15 protein-coding genes are annotated in these 16377 nt (G+C 67.0%); 6 read left to right on the forward strand and 9 right to left on the reverse strand.

Translation table 11 applies throughout. The features are described 5' to 3' along the window. Nucleotides 1–34: 34 nt before the first annotated feature. A complete protein-coding gene (locus ABKS89_RS05285; RefSeq protein WP_138212234.1) occupies nucleotides 35–829 on the reverse strand; it encodes a tetratricopeptide repeat protein in 795 nt (264 codons plus the stop codon). 6 nt (nucleotides 830–835) lie between these two features. Further along, entirely contained in the window at nucleotides 836–1516 is a 681-nt protein-coding gene (locus ABKS89_RS05290; protein ID WP_138212235.1) for a Fe2+-dependent dioxygenase, read from the reverse strand. A 201-nt stretch (nucleotides 1517–1717) separates the two neighbouring features. Between ABKS89_RS05290 and ABKS89_RS05295 the strand changes: the two genes are divergently transcribed. Beyond that, nucleotides 1718–3979 (forward strand): TonB-dependent receptor, encoded by a 2262-nt coding sequence (locus ABKS89_RS05295; RefSeq protein ID WP_348588077.1) that lies wholly within the window; start codon nucleotides 1718–1720, stop codon nucleotides 3977–3979. A 205-nt stretch (nucleotides 3980–4184) separates the two neighbouring features. After that, on the forward strand, nucleotides 4185–6731 hold the full coding sequence (locus ABKS89_RS05300) for a PepSY domain-containing protein (RefSeq protein ID WP_348588181.1): 2547 nt from the start codon (nucleotides 4185–4187) through the stop codon (nucleotides 6729–6731). A gap of 263 nt (nucleotides 6732–6994) precedes the next feature. Here ABKS89_RS05300 and lpxO read toward each other — a convergent pair whose 3' ends face one another. Continuing rightward, on the reverse strand, nucleotides 6995–7894 hold the full coding sequence (gene lpxO / locus ABKS89_RS05305; RefSeq protein ID WP_138212927.1) for a lipid A hydroxylase LpxO: 900 nt from the start codon (nucleotides 7892–7894) through the stop codon (nucleotides 6995–6997). A gap of 130 nt (nucleotides 7895–8024) precedes the next feature. Between lpxO and ABKS89_RS05310 the strand changes: the two genes are divergently transcribed. The 3 genes from ABKS89_RS05310 to ABKS89_RS05320 are packed head-to-tail and all read left to right on the forward strand — an operon-like array spanning nucleotide 8025 to nucleotide 10368. Continuing rightward, nucleotides 8025–8780, forward strand: a complete 756-nt coding sequence (locus ABKS89_RS05310) for a 5-oxoprolinase subunit PxpA (protein WP_138212238.1) — start codon at nucleotides 8025–8027, stop codon at nucleotides 8778–8780. Continuing rightward, entirely contained in the window at nucleotides 8777–9454 is a 678-nt protein-coding gene (pxpB, locus tag ABKS89_RS05315; protein ID WP_348588076.1) for a 5-oxoprolinase subunit PxpB, read from the forward strand. Before ABKS89_RS05310 ends, pxpB begins: the two co-directional genes overlap by 4 nt. After that, on the forward strand, nucleotides 9451–10368 hold the full coding sequence (locus ABKS89_RS05320) for a 5-oxoprolinase subunit C family protein (protein WP_348588075.1): 918 nt from the start codon (nucleotides 9451–9453) through the stop codon (nucleotides 10366–10368). Before pxpB ends, ABKS89_RS05320 begins: the two co-directional genes overlap by 4 nt. 2 nt (nucleotides 10369–10370) lie before the next feature. On the opposite strand, the gene prfH is transcribed toward ABKS89_RS05320, so the two are convergent. The 3 genes from prfH to ABKS89_RS05335 form a co-directional block, all read right to left on the reverse strand. Continuing rightward, nucleotides 10371–10982, reverse strand: a complete 612-nt coding sequence (gene prfH, locus ABKS89_RS05325; RefSeq protein WP_348588074.1) for a peptide chain release factor H — start codon at nucleotides 10980–10982, stop codon at nucleotides 10371–10373. Beyond that, the gene (locus ABKS89_RS05330) at nucleotides 10982–12118 is read right to left on the reverse strand and encodes an RNA ligase RtcB family protein (protein WP_348588073.1); all 1137 of its coding nucleotides are present in this window, start codon (nucleotides 12116–12118) and stop codon (nucleotides 10982–10984) included. Before ABKS89_RS05330 ends, prfH begins: the two co-directional genes overlap by 1 nt. A gap of 211 nt (nucleotides 12119–12329) precedes the next feature. After that, nucleotides 12330–12812, reverse strand: a complete 483-nt coding sequence (locus tag ABKS89_RS05335) for an Lrp/AsnC family transcriptional regulator (RefSeq protein ID WP_138212243.1) — start codon at nucleotides 12810–12812, stop codon at nucleotides 12330–12332. 135 nt (nucleotides 12813–12947) lie between these two features. On the opposite strand from ABKS89_RS05335, the gene ABKS89_RS05340 reads away from it, so the two are divergent. Continuing rightward, nucleotides 12948–13574, forward strand: a complete 627-nt coding sequence (locus tag ABKS89_RS05340) for a LysE family translocator (RefSeq protein WP_138212244.1) — start codon at nucleotides 12948–12950, stop codon at nucleotides 13572–13574. 9 nt (nucleotides 13575–13583) lie between these two features. On the opposite strand, the gene ABKS89_RS05345 is transcribed toward ABKS89_RS05340, so the two are convergent. From ABKS89_RS05345 to ABKS89_RS05355, 3 genes are all read right to left on the reverse strand, one after another. Next, entirely contained in the window at nucleotides 13584–14243 is a 660-nt protein-coding gene (locus ABKS89_RS05345) for a hypothetical protein (RefSeq protein WP_348588072.1), read from the reverse strand. 161 nt (nucleotides 14244–14404) lie between these two features. Further along, nucleotides 14405–15376, reverse strand: a complete 972-nt coding sequence (locus ABKS89_RS05350; protein WP_348588071.1) for a peptide ABC transporter ATP-binding protein — start codon at nucleotides 15374–15376, stop codon at nucleotides 14405–14407. Further along, nucleotides 15373–16350: an ABC transporter ATP-binding protein gene (locus tag ABKS89_RS05355; RefSeq protein ID WP_348588069.1), complete on the reverse strand. Its 978-nt coding sequence runs from the start codon at nucleotides 16348–16350 to the stop codon at nucleotides 15373–15375. Before ABKS89_RS05355 ends, ABKS89_RS05350 begins: the two co-directional genes overlap by 4 nt. Nucleotides 16351–16377 lie beyond the last annotated feature (27 nt).

Raw genomic sequence — 16377 nt, forward strand, 5'->3', positions numbered from 1 at the left:
AGCAGGGGTGGCGTGAAAATTACGTCAAGGGGCGTCAGGCGACGCCCATCTGCGCGGCGAGGTGATGCAGGTCCGACTCGTCGCCCAGTTCGGCGGCGCGCTGGAAGTAGGCCAGGGTCAGCTCGCGCAGGCTCGGCGGCATGGAGGCGGCGAGCTGGTGGCGGGCCACGCGCAGGAAGTTGAGGTTGCCGCCTTCCAGCGCGCGTTCCAGCCAGATGCGCGCGGCTGGCAGGTCGCCGCGCTCGGCGAGCACCGAAGCGTGGCTGAACTGACCACGGAAGTCGCCGGCCTCGGCCGATCGACGGTACCACTGGCGCGCCGTCTCCAGGTCGCGCGGCACCACCAGGCCCTCCTCGTGGAAGCGCCCGACCAGGTTCATCGACTTGGCGTGACCCAGCGTCGCCGCGCTCTGGTACAGCGCCAGTGCGCGGGCGTCGTCGCGTTCCACGCCACGGCCGGTGGAGAGCAGGTTGGCGAGGTTGTACATCGCCCAATCGAGTTTCTGCTGCGCAGCGATGGCGTAATGACGGGCGGCGCCGGCCTCGTCCTTCGCGCAGCCCCAACCATGCTCCAGGCAGCGGCCGAGCATGTTGCGCGCCATGGCGTGGCCGCGCTCGGCGGCAATGCCGAACCAGGTCAGGGCGAGGTCGACATCCTGCTCGATGCCGTGGCCGTCGAGGAGGATCTGACCAAGCAATGCCTGGGCTTCGAGGTCACCCTCGCGGGCACCGGTCACGATGAGGCGGGCGGTCTGCCGCGGGTCATCGGCGAGCTGGCCGGTGAGGTCTTCGACGTTGATTTCTTCAGTGCGACGCAGGATGAAACTCATGGCGGGTCAGACGTCCACCCAACGGCGCAGCAGGTTGTGGTAGGTGCCGGTCAGCTCGATCAGCGCCGGATGCTCCGGCACGTCTCGGGTCAGCGCCTGGATCGACTGGTCCATCTGGAACAGCAGGGCGCGCTGGCTGTCCTCGCGCACCAGGCTCTGGGTCCAGAAGAACGAGGCGATACGCGCGCCACGGGTCACCGGGTTGACCTTGTGCAGGCTGGTGGCGGGGTAGAGCACCAGGTCGCCGGCCGGGAGCTTCACCTGCTGGGTGCCGTAGGTGTCCTGGATCACCAGTTCGCCGCCGTCGTAGTCGTCCGGGTCGCTGAAGAACAGCGTCGAGGACACGTCGGTGCGCACCCGCTCGCGGCCGCCCTGGGTGTCGCGCACGGCGTTGTCGATGTGGAAGTCGAACGAGCCACCGCCGGTGTAGCAATTGAACAGCGGCGGGAACACCTTGCTCGGCAGCGCGGCCGACTGGAACAGCGGGTTGCTCCACAGACGCTGCAGCATGGCTTCGCCGATCTCGCGGGCCAGCGGGTGGTCCTGCGGCAGTTGCAGGTTGTGCTTGGCGCGGGACGACTGGTAGCCGGCGGTGACCTTGCCGTCGGCCCACTCGGCCTGTTCCAGGGCGGCGCGGATGCGAGTCACCTCATCGCGGGTGAAGACGCCGGGAATGTGCAGCAGCATGGGCCGGTTCCATCAGTTTCGATAATTTGCCAATGATAATGATTTGCAACATGTCGGTACAACCGCCATACCCCTACTTCCGACAGGGAGAAAGTGTAAAAGTTGTAAATCATGTGCGTATGGTAATGAATGTGAATTGATACAAATTCTCAGTTGCAATAAATTGCGCGGCCTTCATGAACCCCTGGGGAGGGAGTTTCGATGTCGCGTCAATCCACCGAGTTCGCCGGCAGCAAGCCGCGCCTTCTAGTCAGCGCTGTCGGCGTGGCGATCACCGCCATGTCCGGTACTCATCTGGCCCATGCTGCCGAGGCTTCGCCGAAGAAGTCCGGCCAGGACGTGCTGTCCCTGGACGCCGACACCGTCGTCGGCACCCAGCAGCAGGACCCGACCACCTACAACGTCGAGAAGTCCTCCAACGAGAAGTACACCGCGCCGCTGCTGGATACGCCCAAGACCGTCACCGTGATTCCGCAGCAGGTGATCAAGGATACCGGTGCGCTGACCCTGCAGGATGCGTTGCGCACTACGCCAGGTATCACCTTCGGGGCAGGCGAGGGTGGCAACCCGGCGGGTGACCGTCCGTTCATCCGCGGCTTCAACGCCGAAAGCGATACCTTCCTCGACGGCATGCGCGACGTCGCCTCGCAGACCCGCGAAATCTTCAACATCGAGCAGATCGAAGTCAGCAAGGGCCCAGGCTCGGCCTATACCGGCGCCGGCTCCACCGGCGGCAGCCTGAACCTGATCAGCAAGACCGCCAAGCAGGCTGACTTCAACGACGCCAGCGTCGTGCTGGGCACCGACCAGACTCGCCGTACCACGCTCGACGTCAACCACATGCTGGGCGACAACGCGGCCTTCCGCCTGAACCTGATGAAGCACGATGCCAACGTCGCCGGCCGCGACGAGGTGAATGTCAGCCGCTGGGGCGTCGCGCCGACCATCACCTTCGGCTTCAACACGCCGACCCGTGCGACGCTGTCCTACTACCACCTGTCCACCGACGACATGCCCGACTACGGCATCCCGCTGACCCTGACCGGGCGCAGCGAGCGCAACCCGAGCAAGCCGGTATCCGTGGACAAGAGCAACTTCTACGGCCTGAACGATCGCGACTATCGCAAGAGCACCACCGATACCGGGACCTTCCGGATCGAGCACGACCTGAACGACAATCTGACCCTGTCCAACAGCTTCCGCCTGGTACGCACCACTCTCGACTACATCGTCACCAACCCCGATGACAGTCGTGGCAATGTCGCCAACGGTCTGGTCTATCGCTCCTCGAAGAACCGCAACTCCACCTCCAAGGGCTGGGTCAACCAGACTGACCTGAAGTCCACCTTCGACACCGGCTTCGTCGGCCACACCCTGGTGACCGGCATGGAGTTCAGCTACGAGGACGTGCACAACCGCCCCTACGTGATCACTCCGGGCGGCGGCACTGGCAACATCTGTACGCCATCGCTGATCGCCAGCGGCGACTGCACCAGTCTGAACAAGCCGACCCCGGGCGACCACTGGACCGGCAGCATCACCGACAGCGCCGCCTTTACCGACACCGACACCAAGACCGCCTCGGCCTACGTGTTCGATACCCTCAAGCTCAGCGAGCAGTGGGACCTCAACCTCGGCCTGCGCTACGACGACTTCGAGACCCGTTCCAGCGGTTATTCCACCGGCGGCCGTGGCTCGCCCGCCGGCGATTTCGACCGGCAGAACAACTCGCACTTCTGGAATTACCAGCTCGGTGTGGTCTACAAACCAGCGCCCAACGGCAGCATCTACGCCGCCTGGTCCACTTCCAGCAACCCCAGCGGCGAGACTGCCGGTGAAGGCGGCGGTGACCTGGCCCTGGCCAACACCAACCTCGATCCGGAGCGCAACCGCAACTACGAGATCGGTACCAAGTGGGCGTTCTTCGACGAAGCGCTGTCGCTCAACGCGGCGATCTTCCGCACCGACAAGACCAACGCCCGTGTCGCCTCGCCGGATGACTCCACCGTGCAGGTGCTCGATGGCGAGCAGCGTGTGCAGGGCATCGAGCTGGGCTTCAGCGGCGCACTGACGCCCAAGTGGAAAGTCTTCGGCGGCTACACCTACCTGGACAGCGAGATCCTCAAGTCCAGCGTGGCCAGCGACGAAGGCAACCGCATGCCACAGACCGCACAGAACAATTTCACCCTCTGGTCGACCTACGACGTGCTGCAGAACTTCACCGTGGGCGGCGGCGCCACTTACGTCGACGAGCAGTACGGCAATACCGCCAACAGCACGATGATCCCGTCCTACTGGCGCTACGACGCCATGGCCAAGTACGTGATCAGCAAGAACGTCGACCTGCAGCTCAACGTGCAGAACCTGACCGACAAGCGCTACTTCGACCAGGTCTTCAGCACCCACATGGCCCACGTGGCCCCCGGCCGCACCGCGCTGCTGGGCGTCAACGTCCACTTCTAGGGACGAGCTCCTTGCGTTGGGGCGCGCACCTCTGGCGCCGCGCCCCGGCCGATGCTCCTCGGCCGGGGCTTTTCTTTGTCCGGGCTGGCGCCCGTTCGGTGAAGGTAAGGCCAGGGTAAAGATTGTTAAATGGGCTGCGCTTGCGAGCCATTCTCATTAAAATGCCCGCCCTGCGTGAAGGGTCTGCGAAGGTGAAGCCGCGGTGTTGAAGAAAGTCCTGTTCCAGTTGCATTGGCTGTTCGGTATCAGCGCAGGTCTGGTGCTGGCGCTGATGGGCATCACCGGGGCGATGCTGTCGTTCCAGGATGAAATCCTGCGCGCCATCAACCCCCAGAGTCTGGTGGTGGAAAAGCGCGCCGAAGCCGTGCTGCCGATGGACGAACTGATCCGCCGGGTGGAGAGCGCCGAGCCGGGCAAGAAGGTTTCCTTCCTCTGGCTGAAGACCGAGGGCGTGGAGTCCGCGCGTATTTTCTTCACCCCGCCACCGGGCCAGCGCCGGGGCGAATCGCTCTATGTCGATCCGTACACCGCAGAAGCTCTGCCCGCGCCAGTGGGCGAGGGCGCCTTCATGTTCATCATGCAGCTGCACCGTTTCCTCGCCGCCGGCGAAGTCGGCCAGCGGATCACGGCGGCCTGTACCCTGATCCTGGTGTTCTTCTGCCTCTCAGGCTTGTACCTGCGCTGGCCGCGCAAGGCGCTGAACTGGCGCACCTGGCTGACCTTCGACTGGCGCAAGAAGGGCCGCGCCTTCAACTGGGACCTGCACGCCGTCGCCGGCACCTGGTGCCTGGTGTTCTACCTCCTGGCCTCGCTGACCGGCCTGTACTGGTCCTACGAGTGGTACCGCAACGGCCTGTTCAAGCTGCTCGACGACGCCCCCGCCGGCCAGGCCAAGGGCGGCCAGCGCGGCGGCAAGCGCGGTCCGGTGCCCGAAGGCCCGCCGCCAGTGGTGGATGCCACGGCCATCTGGAACACCATCGCGCAGACCGGCGGCCCCAACATGACCGCCTACAACCTGCGCCTGCCGCCGGTGAAGGGCCAGCCGGCCACCGTGTTCTACCTCCTCGATGACGCCGCCCACGAGCGTGCCTTCAACGAGATGACCATCGACCCGGCCAGCGGCAAGCTGCTCAAGCACCGTCGCTACAACGACAGCAGCGCCGGCAAGCAACTGCTCACCAGCGTCTACGCCCTGCACGTGGGCAGCTACTTCGGCCTTACCGGGCGCATCCTGATGATGCTCGCCAGCCTGACCATGCCGCTGTTCTTCATCACCGGCTGGCTGCTCTACCTCGACCGCCGCCGCAAGAAGCGCGCCGCACAGGCCGCCCGTGGCGAGCTGGACCAAAACGCCGCTGGCGCCGACTCCTGGCTGGTGGGCTACGCCAGCCAGAGCGGCTTCGCCGAGCAACTGGCGTGGCAGAGCGCCGGCCAGCTGCAGGCCGCCGGCCTGCCGGTGCGTGTCGAGCCGCTGGGCAAGCTGGATCGTGCGCAGCTGGAGCAGACCCGCAACGCGCTGTTCGTGGTCAGCACCTTCGGTGAGGGCGAGGCACCGGACAGCGCCCGTGGCTTCGAGCGCCAACTGCTGGGCCAGGCCCTCGGCCTCAATGACCTGCGCTTCGCCATCCTCGCCCTGGGCGACCGCCAGTACGAACACTTCTGCGGCTTCGCCCGACGCATGCAGGGCTGGCTGCAAGGGCAGGGCGCGCGGCCGCTGTTCGACGGCGTGGAAGTGGACAACGGCGATGCCGCTGCGCTGCACGACTGGCAGGTGCGCCTGGCCGAACTCTCCGGCGCTGCGCCGCAGGTGGCCTTCAGCGCACCAGCTTTCGAAGTCTGGACGTTGAGCGGTCGCGAGCACCTCAACCCCGGCAGCCAGGGCGAATCCACCTGGCTGCTGCGCCTGAACGCACCGAGCGATTCGCAGATCGACTGGGCTGCCGGCGACCTGGTGGAAATCGTCCCGCGCCAGCCGGACTTCCTCGTTGCCCGCTGGCTCGAACGCCTCGGCCTCGATGGTGCTGCCAAGGTGCAAGTGGATGGACTGGCCCTGCCGCTGAAGGACGCCCTGGCCGGCTGCCTGCTGCCGGGCAACCTCGAGCACCTGGTCGGCCAGCACGGCCAGGCGGTTTACGACGCGCTGATCAAGCTCTCGGTGCGCCAGTACTCCATTGCCTCGTTGCGCAGTGCAGGCGCCCTGGAGCTGATCGTCCGCCAGGAGCAGCACGCCGACGGCTCGCTGGGCATCTGCTCCGGCTGGCTGACCGAATACCTGCCCGAGGGCGGTAGCCTGCTGCTGCGCCTGCGCCGCAACCGCAGCTTCCACCTGACCGAGGAGGATCGCCCGCTGATCCTGATCGGCAACGGCACCGGTATCGCCGGCCTGCGGGCACTGCTGCAGGCGAGCGTGGCCGAGGGCCGCTCGCGTAACTGGTTGCTGTTCGGTGAGCGCAACATCGCCCACGACTTCTACTGCCGCGAGGAACTGGAAGGCCTGCTGGCGCGCGGCGAACTGCAGCGCCTGGATGTCGCCTTCTCCCGCGACCAGGCCGAGAAGGTCTACGTGCAGGACCGCCTGCGCGCCAGCGGCGAAGTCCTCGCCCAGTGGCTCGACGACGGCGCGGCGATCTATGTCTGCGGAAGCCTGCAGGGCATGGCTGAAGGCGTCGACCGCTCCCTGCGCGAGATGCTTGGCGACGCCGAGGTCGAGGCGCTGCTGGAGAGCGGGCGCTACCGCCGCGATGTCTATTGATCCTGCGTCAGGGGGAGCCCATCGCGGACGGAGTCCGCTCCTGCAGGATCAAATGCCCCGCGCTGGCCTGATCCTGTAGGAGCGGGCCATGCCCGCGACCCGCCGGCACGGCCGGCGTTGGCGTTCCGCACAGCCGTCGCCGGTACCTGCGGATTTCGCGGCCAGCGATGCGCCTGCAAACGGATCGGTCCACGATGTCTTGAACGGTCCGCAAACAAAAAGGCCCCCGCCAATGCGGAGGCCTTTTTGATCTCAGGCGCGGCTCATATCCACAAGAACAGCGCCAGCACCGCCGCGAAGAAGCCCCACTTCTGCAGGTAGTACAGCTTGCGGTTGCGCTTCTTCAGGGCCTTGCCATGCAGGCGGATCTTGTACAGCGAAGCGAAAGCGCGGTTGATGCCGCCGGTCTTGTCGCCCGCGTCGTTGGGCGAGGCGGCTGCGGCCATCACGTTGCGGCTGAACCAGCGGTTGAAGGCCGTCACCCAGCCGTATTTCAGCGGCCGCTCGATGTCGCAGAAGAGGATCACCCGGTCGTGGTCCGTGGTGTTCTCGGCGTAGTGGATGTAGGTCTCGTCGAACACCACCGCCTCGCCGTCACGCCAGTGGTAGCGCTCGCCGTCCACCTCGATGAAGCAGCCCGGATCATTCGGTGTCAGCAGGCCCAGGTGGTAGCGCAGCGAACCGGCGTAGGGGTCGCGGTGGCGCACCAGGCGCGAGCCCGGCGGCAGTTCGGCGAACATCGCCGCCTTCACCGACGGAATCTGCCGCAGCAGCTCGGTGGTCTTCGGGCACAGGGCGTCGGCGGACGGGTGACTGTCGTCGTACCACTTGAGGTAGAAGCGCTTCCAGCCAGTCTTGAAGAAGGAGTTGAAACCCACGTCGTTGAGCTGGTCGGAACGCTTGATGCTACCGGCGTCGCGCAGGTGCAGGGCTTCGCTGCGGATGGCTTCCCAGTTGTCGGCAAGCAGGCGCATCTCGGGGAATTCGTCGGTCGCCAGGTACGGCTGGCTCGGCACCCGTGAGAACAGGTACATGAGGCAGTTGATCGGCGCCAGGAAGCTGGAGTGGTCGCTCAGCTGGCGCGTGAACTTGTGGCGCACCCGCCCACGCAGGTGGACATAAACGATGCTCAGGCCGAAGGCGGCCAGGATGGCGGCTTTGATCATTCGGGGGGAGATTTCCACGGGTCTAGAGGCGGAATGGTACTCCTCCTGAGCGTGACTGAGTATTCTCCGAAGGCCAAAGGCCAGTCGGTGCAGTAACCTGTGCACTGATCGAAACCGGGACAGACCGATGACCGAGCGCACCACGCCAATCCTGCTGAACTGCGACATGGGCGAAAGCTTCGGTGCCTGGCGCATGGGCGACGACACCCATGCCATGCCGCTGATCGACCAGGCCAACCTCGCCTGTGGGTACCACGCGGGCGACCCGCTGACCATGCAGCGCACCGTCCGCCTGGCGGTGGAGCAGGGCGTCAGCATCGGCGCGCACCCCGCCTACCCGGACCTGGCCGGCTTCGGCCGCCGGCACATGAACTGTTCGTCCGAGGAAGTCCACGCCCTGGTGCTCTACCAGATCGGCGCGCTGGACGCCTTTTGCCGCGCCGCCGGCACCCAGGTGGCCTACGTGAAGCCCCACGGCGCGCTGTACAACGACCTGGTGCGCGATGATGCGCTGCTCGCCGCGGTGCTCGATGCCTGCGCCGCCTACCGCAAGCGCCTGCCGCTGATGGTGCTGGCCCTGGCCGACAACAACCGCGAGCTGCAACTGGCTGACGCCGCCGACGTGCCGCTGATGTTCGAAGCCTTCGCCGATCGTGCCTACCTGCCTGATGGCCAGCTCGCCCCGCGCCGGCTGGCCAACGCCGTGCACCACGAGCCGCAGCGTATCCTCGACCAGGCCCTGGCCATCGCCCGTGGCGAGCCCTTCCCGGATATCGACGGCAACCCGCTGCAGCTGCGCGCCGACAGCCTCTGCGTGCATGGCGACAACCCCGAATCCCTGGCGGTGCTGCGGCGCCTGCGTGGCCTGCTGGACCAGGCATGATCCGCGTCGAAGCCTTCGGCGCCACGGCGCTGCTGATCACCCTCGCCGAGCAGCCCGGCGACGCGCTGCCGCTGCGCATCGCCCGACTGGCCGAGCGCCTGCGCACCGAGCTGGGCGCGGCGCTGACGGATTGTGTGCCGGGCTGGACCACGCTGTTGCTGCATTACGACCTGCTGCGCATCGACCTCCCGCAATTGCAGAGCCGCGTGCAAGCTGTGCTGGCGGAGTGGCCCGGCGGCGCCTTGGCGAACGATGCCGGGTGCCTGCATGAGATCGCCGTGTGGTACGCCGGTGAGGACCTTGTGGAGATCGCCCGTCTTTGCGGGCTCAGTACGTCCCTGGTGATCGACCTGCACGCCGGCCGCGACTATCGCGTCGGCGCCATCGGCTTCGCCCCCGGCTTCGCCTATCTCGGTGAGCTGGACCAACGCCTCGCCCTGCCGCGCCGGGCCACGCCGCGCACGCACGTGCCCGCCGGCAGCCTGGCGATTGCCGAGCGGCAGACGGCGGTTTATCCACAGGTCTCGCCCGGTGGCTGGCATCTGCTCGGTCGCACTGCGCAGCGCTTGTTCGATCCCCATCAGCAGCCGCCTTGCCCGTTGGCGGTGGGCGATCGCGTGCGCTTCGTGCCTATCGATGAGGCGGCTTATCGTGCGGCCGGAGGCGAGCCATGAGCCTGAAAGTCATCGCCTGCGGCCCGCTGTGCCTGCTGCAGGACGGCGGCCGGCGAGGCTGGCAGCACCTGGGCGTATCGCCCGGCGGCCCTGTGGATATACACGCGGCGGTCTGGGCCAATCGCCTGCTCGGCAACGCGCCAGGCGCGCCTTTGCTGGAAATCGCGCTCGGCGGGGTGGAGCTGGAAGTGCAGGCGGACACCTGGCTGGCGCTGACCGGCGCCGAGTTGCCGGTGACGCTCGATGGTGAGCCGCTGCTGGGGTGGTCTCGCTTTCGAGTACGGGGTGGGCAGCGCCTGAAGCTGGGCTTCGCTCGCTCTGGACAACGGGCTTATCTCGCCGCTGCCGGAGGCTTCGAAGCGGAGCCGATACTGGGCAGCGTCGCGACCCAGGCACGGGAAAGACTCGGCGGTCTTGCCGGCAATGGCCAGCTGCTCGCCGCCGACGATCTGCTGGAATGCGCAGCCCATGGCGAACGTTTCACTCGCGGCGCCAGCGTGCCCTGGCCTTATCGGCCGGACTACCGCGAGGCCCCGACACTGCGCGTGCTGCCCGGCCCGGATGCCTTCAGCGAGGACCAGCGCCAGGCGTTCTTCGAACAGCGCTGGCAGGTCAGCCCGCAATCCGATCGCATGGGCGTGCGACTGCGCGGCGAAGCGCTGAGCGCGCCTCGCCGGCAGTGGTCGTTGGGGATAGTGGAAGGCGCCATCCAGGTGCCGCCGGATGGCCAGCCGATTGTCCTGTTGGCGGACCGCCAGAGCATGGGTGGCTACCCGCTGCTGGGCGTGCTGCACCCGCTGGACATCGGCCGACTGGCGCAATGCCCGGCGCACAGCCAAGTGCGGTTCGCCCCGGCAAGCGTGGAACAGGCGCAGGCTGACCTGCGCGCGTTCCTGCGCTTCTTCTCAGGCTGACATCAGCCCTCGAAGCGTTCACCGTGAAACACCCGGCGCGGATTGCCGCGTTCCAGGTGGTGATGCACCAGCCGGCGTTCGGCGCGCAGTTCGCTGCTCGCCTGCTCCGCGCGTTCCTCCAGCTTGCGGGCGATCAGCAGCAGCGCCAGGCGCTTGTTGGCGTGCTGGCTGCGTTCGCTCTGCACCTTCACGCTCAGGCCGCTGGCGACGTGGGTGGCGCGCACTGCCGAGTCGGTGGTGTTGACGTGCTGCCCGCCGGGGCCGGAGGAGCGCAGGGTTTCGAAGCGCACTTCACCTTCGAGGCTGGCCGGCGGCGCGTTGAACCGCGCGCCGCCGAAGTACCAGTTCTTGCGTCCGTGGTTGGGCCGGTAAGGGCTGGCGCAGACCCATTGCAGGGTGCCGCTCCAGCCCTCGGCCAGGGTTGCCGCCGAGTCGCCCTCCAGCGCCAGCAGCACCGAGAGCAGGGTGCCCCGGCGAGGGCCGGCTTCCTCCTCGATCACGCGCACCTCGGCGCCCTTGGCTTCGGCTTCGCGCAGCAGTCGCTGCAGGGCCTTGGCCACGGCCAGTGCGCATTCGTCCGGCCCCTGGGCCGCGGAAAGTTGCAGCAGGATCATCAGCAGCACTCCCCGCGGGTCTTGTAGGTCAGCACCGGCTTCAGCCGCGCCAGTACCCGCAGCAGCCCCGCTTCACGCAGCGCGCCGACCACCGAGTCGATGGCCTTGTAGGCTTCCGGCGCCTCCTCGTAGATGAGTCCGCGATCGCCGCAGATCACCCGGCTGCCGAGCGCAGTACGGGCCAGCTGCTCGACGCGGTAGCGCGCCGAGAGTCGGTCCTTGCACTCGCTGCGCATCCACTTGCGACCCGCGCCATGGGCGAGGGAGAAGAGGCTGCGCGGATCGGCGACCGGCTCCACCAGGTAGCTGTAGTCGCCACGGGAGCCGGGGATGACCATCACCCCGCGATCCGCCGGCGTCGCGCCCTTGCGATGCAGCCAGCCGTCGACGCCGTCGACCTGCGCCGGGCTGACGAGGTTGTGGTTCACGTCCAGCACCTGCGCACCGTCCGCCCGCAGGCGGTCGAGCATGCGCAGGGCGATCAGTTGGCGGTTGGCTTCGGCGAAACGCAGCGCGCCGTCGTGGCGAGCCAGGTAATGCGCGCACTCGTCGGTGCCTTGTTCCAGGCCCTGGTGGCTGAAGCGGTCCACCTGCTCGCGCAGGATGGCTTCGCCCAGGCCGCGCGAACCGCTGTGCACCAGCAGGAGCAGGTGCCGCCGGTCGAGGCCGAGGGCTTCGACGGCGACTTGGTCGTAGAGCTGGTCGAGTTGCTGCAGCTCGGCGAAGTGGTTGCCGCCGCCGATGGTGCCCAGCGAATGCTCGTGGTCGCAGGGCGGCAGGCCGAAGCTTGCAATGCGCTCGCTCCAGTCGTCGTCCAGCGGGCCGTCGAGGTTGCCCAGGCGCTTTTCCAGTTTGTCCAGGTTCAGTTTGGCGGTAGCGATATCGGTGCGCCACAGCGCCATGCCGCAGCCGATGTCGTTGCCCACCAGCGCTGGGTACAGGCGGCCGGTGGAGAAGAACGCCGCGCCGATCGGGTAGCCGCGACCAGGGTGCAGGTCCGGCATGCCGGCGACACGCTGCATGCCCGGCAGGCGGGCGGTGGTTTCAAGTTGCTGGATCGCTTTACCTTCGATCCAGGTGTCGTCCGCGGCGATCAGGGTGATGCCGTCGGACAGATTTTGGATGCAATTGCCCATTGTCCAATCCCATGAGGAATGAAACGAAAAAAGAGGATGGGGGCAGGCCGGAGCCGGGCAATGCAATGCCGCCAAAGGGGCGGCGGGGAAGCGATTACGCCAGACGCGACCTGCAAAGGGTGATCAGTGTTTGCATGATGTCTCTCCTTTGCTGTCGGTGGATGGGAAGGGTGCGAATGATAGGCGCACGGCGGCGCGCGCGCAATCTTCGCTATTTCGGCAGGTGGCGCAGCGGCAGGGGCGCCGACTCCTTCACCGTCTGGATGGCGAAGTTGCTGCGAATGTCGCTGACGCCCGGCAGCTTGAGCAGGGTGCCGGTGAGGAACTGCTCGTAGGCGCGCAGGTCGGGCAGCACCACTTGCAGGAGGAAGTCCGACTCGCCGCTGACCAGGTGCACCGAGATGACTTCCGGCAGGTCGATCACGGCCTGGCGGAAGGCGGCGGCGCTGGTGTCGCTGTGACGCTCCACCTTCACCCCGACGAACACGGTCAGGCCCAGGCCGACTTCGTCGCGGCCCAGCTCCGCGTGGTAACCACGGATCATCCCGGCCTCTTCCAGCAGGCGCACCCGGCGCAGGCAGGGGGAGGGTGAGAGGCCGATCTCCTCGGCGAGCTGCACGTTGGTCAGCCGGCCATCGCGCTGCAGGGCGGCGAGGATGCGGTGGTCGTAGGCGTCCAGTCTTGGATTTGGCATGAGTGGCTATTCAATGGATGGGAGATTGGCAGGATATGCCAATTGTTAGCGTCAGACTGGTTGAATACGCAAGCACCTGCCTCGGCCTTCAGGCATAGAATCCCTATCCGCGATGACTTCTTCGGAGTGGCTCTTGTGGATATCGGCGTCTTCCTGCTGGCCTTGGCGATGGTCTACTTGCTGCCGGGGCCGGACATGATTCTCCTGCTGCACACGGGGGCCCGCGACGGCTGCCGGGCCGCTCTGGCAACGGCCCTGGGGCTGGGCTTGGCCCGTGGCTGCCACGTCGCCCTGGCGGCAACCGGGCTGGCGCTGCTGTTTCGCACCGCGCCCTGGACCTTCGATGTCGTACGCATCGGCGGCGGCCTCTACCTGGCGTGGATCGGCCTGCAATTGCTGCGCGCGCCGGTGGGTTTGCCGGTGGCGACCGGCGCGGCAGGGTTATCCACAGTCAGCTATCGGCGCGCCTTCCGCCGGGGCCTGCTGACCAATCTGCTCAACCCCAAGGCGCTGCTGTTCTGTTCGGTGCTGTTGCCGCAGTTCATCCATCCGCAGAACGGCCCGCTGGCGTTGCAGTTCGCGCTGCTGGGTAGCGTGCTGGTGGTGGTCGGGCTGGGTTTCGACAGCTTCTATGCGGTCAGCGGCGAGCGCATGGGCCGCTGGCTGGCGCGGCACCGGACGATGCAGCGCGTTCAGCAGTGGGGCTTCGGCGGCATCCTGCTGGGCTTCGGCGTGCGTCTGGCGCTGATCCGCGATTTGTAGAGGCGCGGATCAGAGGTCTTCCGGCTGGATTTTCCACAGCCTCGCCACCGAGGGTTTCTGCGGGTTGCGCGCGACCACCAGCAGGCCCAGGTCCTTGCCGCGCAACTCACGCAGCAGTTGTGCGCCCTTGCGTTGTTGCAGGCTCTCGGCGAGATGCCCGAGGGCGATGGCCGCTGCTGCCGGGTGCGTGGCGACCGGCACATAGCTGCCGTCGTCCATGTCCAACACCACATGCTTCTCGCCGGGTTCCGGAGTGGGGATGTGCAGGCTGGTCTTGAGCAAATGCGCCATGGCTTCGTCGCGCTGGGCGGCCGTCAGTTGTCCCGGTGGCAGTGCCCGTTCCAGGGCGAAGAATTCGTCTTTGGGCTCGACCTTCGGTTTGGCCTCAGCCGGCAACTGCGTGGGGGCTTTGGCACGAACTGGAGCGGGCGGCGGCTTTGGCGCTGGCGGGGGCGTCGCACTGAAATCCAGCTCCTCCTGATCGAGACCGTCCCAGTCGATTTCGTCGAGTTCGACGTCCTCCGCTGGCGCTTTCTTCTTCGCCGCTGGTTTCTTCCGCGACTTCACGGCCGCGCGCACGTCCATCCGTCGCTGACGCTTCCACTTGTGCAACTGGACGTTGGCGACGATGGCGGTGACGAGGATGAGCAGAAGGTAGAACAGCAGCATGGAGGATAGTGGCCCTGTGGATAACGGCCACGGCGTGCAGGCAGTGGCGGGGTGCCACCCTGGCGGGATCGTCTGGATCAGGCGATAGGCCTGTTCCGGCTGCGTCGTAGGACGCCGCTGTTTCCGAAAGAGGGGCCGGCCTATGACCGGCCCGTTTCGCATCAGTTCAGGAACTGCTCCGCATGGTGGCAGGCCACCTGGCGCTCATCGAGCAGGCGCAGTTCCGGCACCTCGGTCTTGCAGCGCTCGGTCGCATACGGGCAGCGCTTGTGGAAGGTGCAGCCGGTGGGCGGGCTGAGCGGGTTGGGGAGTTCGCCCTGGATCTTGATCTTGGGCTTGTCCGGGTCGGGGTGGATGGCCGGGGTCGCCGACAGCAGCGCCTGGGTGTAGGGGTGCAGCGGGCGCTCGTAGAGCTTGTCCGCCGGGCCCATTTCCGCCGGGCGGCCGAGGTACATCACCAGCACGTCGTCGGCCACGTGGCGGACCACGGCGAGGTTGTGGGAGATGAACACGTAGGCGGTGCCGAACTCCTGCTGCAGGTCCATGAACAGGTTGAGCACCTGCGCCTGGATCGACACGTCCAGCGCCGAGGTCGGCTCGTCCGCCACCAGCACTTTGGGCCGCAGCATCATGGCGCGGGCCAGGGCGATGCGCTGGCGCTGGCCGCCGGAGAACATGTGCGGGTAGCGCTGGTAGTGCTCGGGGCGCAGGCCGACCTGCTTCATCATCGCCTGCACGCGCTCGCGGCGTTCGGCGCGGGACAGGCTGGTGTTGATGACCAGCGGCTCGGCCAGTTGGTCACCGATCTTCTGCCGCGGGTTGAGCGAGGCGTAGGGGTTCTGGAAGACCATCTGCACGTCGCGGCGCAGTTGCTTGCGGGTGTCGTGGTCGGCGCCTTTCACCTCGTGGCCGGCGATCTGCAGGGAGCCGGAGGTGGGCTCCTCGATCAGGGTCAGCGCACGGGCGAGAGTGGACTTGCCGCAGCCGGACTCGCCGACCACGGCGAGGGTCTTGCCGGCCTGCAGGTCGAAGGACACGCCATTCAGCGCACGGACCAGGGCGTGCGGCTTGAACAGGCCCTGGGATATTTCGTAGTGACGGGTCAGGTCGCGGGCGGTCAGGACGGCGCTCATCGGGCCACCTCGGTGTTCAGGTTGAGCGGGTAGAAGCAGCGCACGGCGCCGCGCTCATGGGCTTCCAGGGCTGGCCGAACGCTGCGGCAGTGGTCCTGCACGTAGGGGCAGCGCGGCGACAGCAGGCAGCCCTGCGGGCGGTCGTACTTGCCGGGGACGATGCCGGGCAGGGTGGCCAGGCGTTCCTCGCCGGCGCTGTGCTCGGGGATCGCCTTGAGCAGTGCCTCGGTGTACGGGTGGGTGGGCAGGTCGAACAGCGCCGGCACCTCGCCGATCTCCACCGCTTGCCCGGCGTACATCACGCAGACGCGCTGGGCGGTCTCGGCGACCACGGCGAGGTCGTGGGTGATCAGGATCAGCGCCATCCCCTGGTCGCGCTGCAGGTTCAGCAGCAGCTCCATGATCTGCGCCTGGATAGTCACGTCCAGCGCGGTGGTGGGCTCGTCGGCGATCAGCAGCTTGGGCTCGCCGGCAATCGCCATGGCGATCGCGACGCGCTGGCTCATGCCGCCGGACAGCTGGTGTGGGTAGGCATCCAGACGCTGCGCAGCGCCGGGGATTTCCACCCGTTCGAGCAGTTCCAGGGCGCGCTGGCGCAGGGCCTTGCCGCGCAGGCCGAGGTGCAGCTTGAGCACTTCCTCGATCTGGTAGCCGACGGTGAAGCTGGGGTTGAGGGCGGTCATCGGGTCCTGGAAGACCATGGCGATGTCCTTGCCGACGATGCGCCGCCGCTCGCGGCCCTTCAGGCGGAGCATGTCGGTACCATCGAACTGCATGGTGTCGGCGGTGATGATGCCGGGGGCGTCGATCAGGCCCATCAGCGCCATCATGGTCACCGACTTGCCGGAACCGGATTCGCCGACGATGGCCAGGACTTCGCCCTTGTCCACCGAGAGGTCGAGGCCGTCCACTACCGGGATGGCGTTGCGGTCGCCGAAGCGGACCGAAAGATTGCGCAGGTCGAGGAGGCTCATACGGCGGTCTCCATCAGGCTTCTCTTG

It is taken from the genome of Pseudomonas sp. LABIM340 (assembly GCF_040017195.2).
Taxonomy (GTDB): domain Bacteria; phylum Pseudomonadota; class Gammaproteobacteria; order Pseudomonadales; family Pseudomonadaceae; genus Pseudomonas.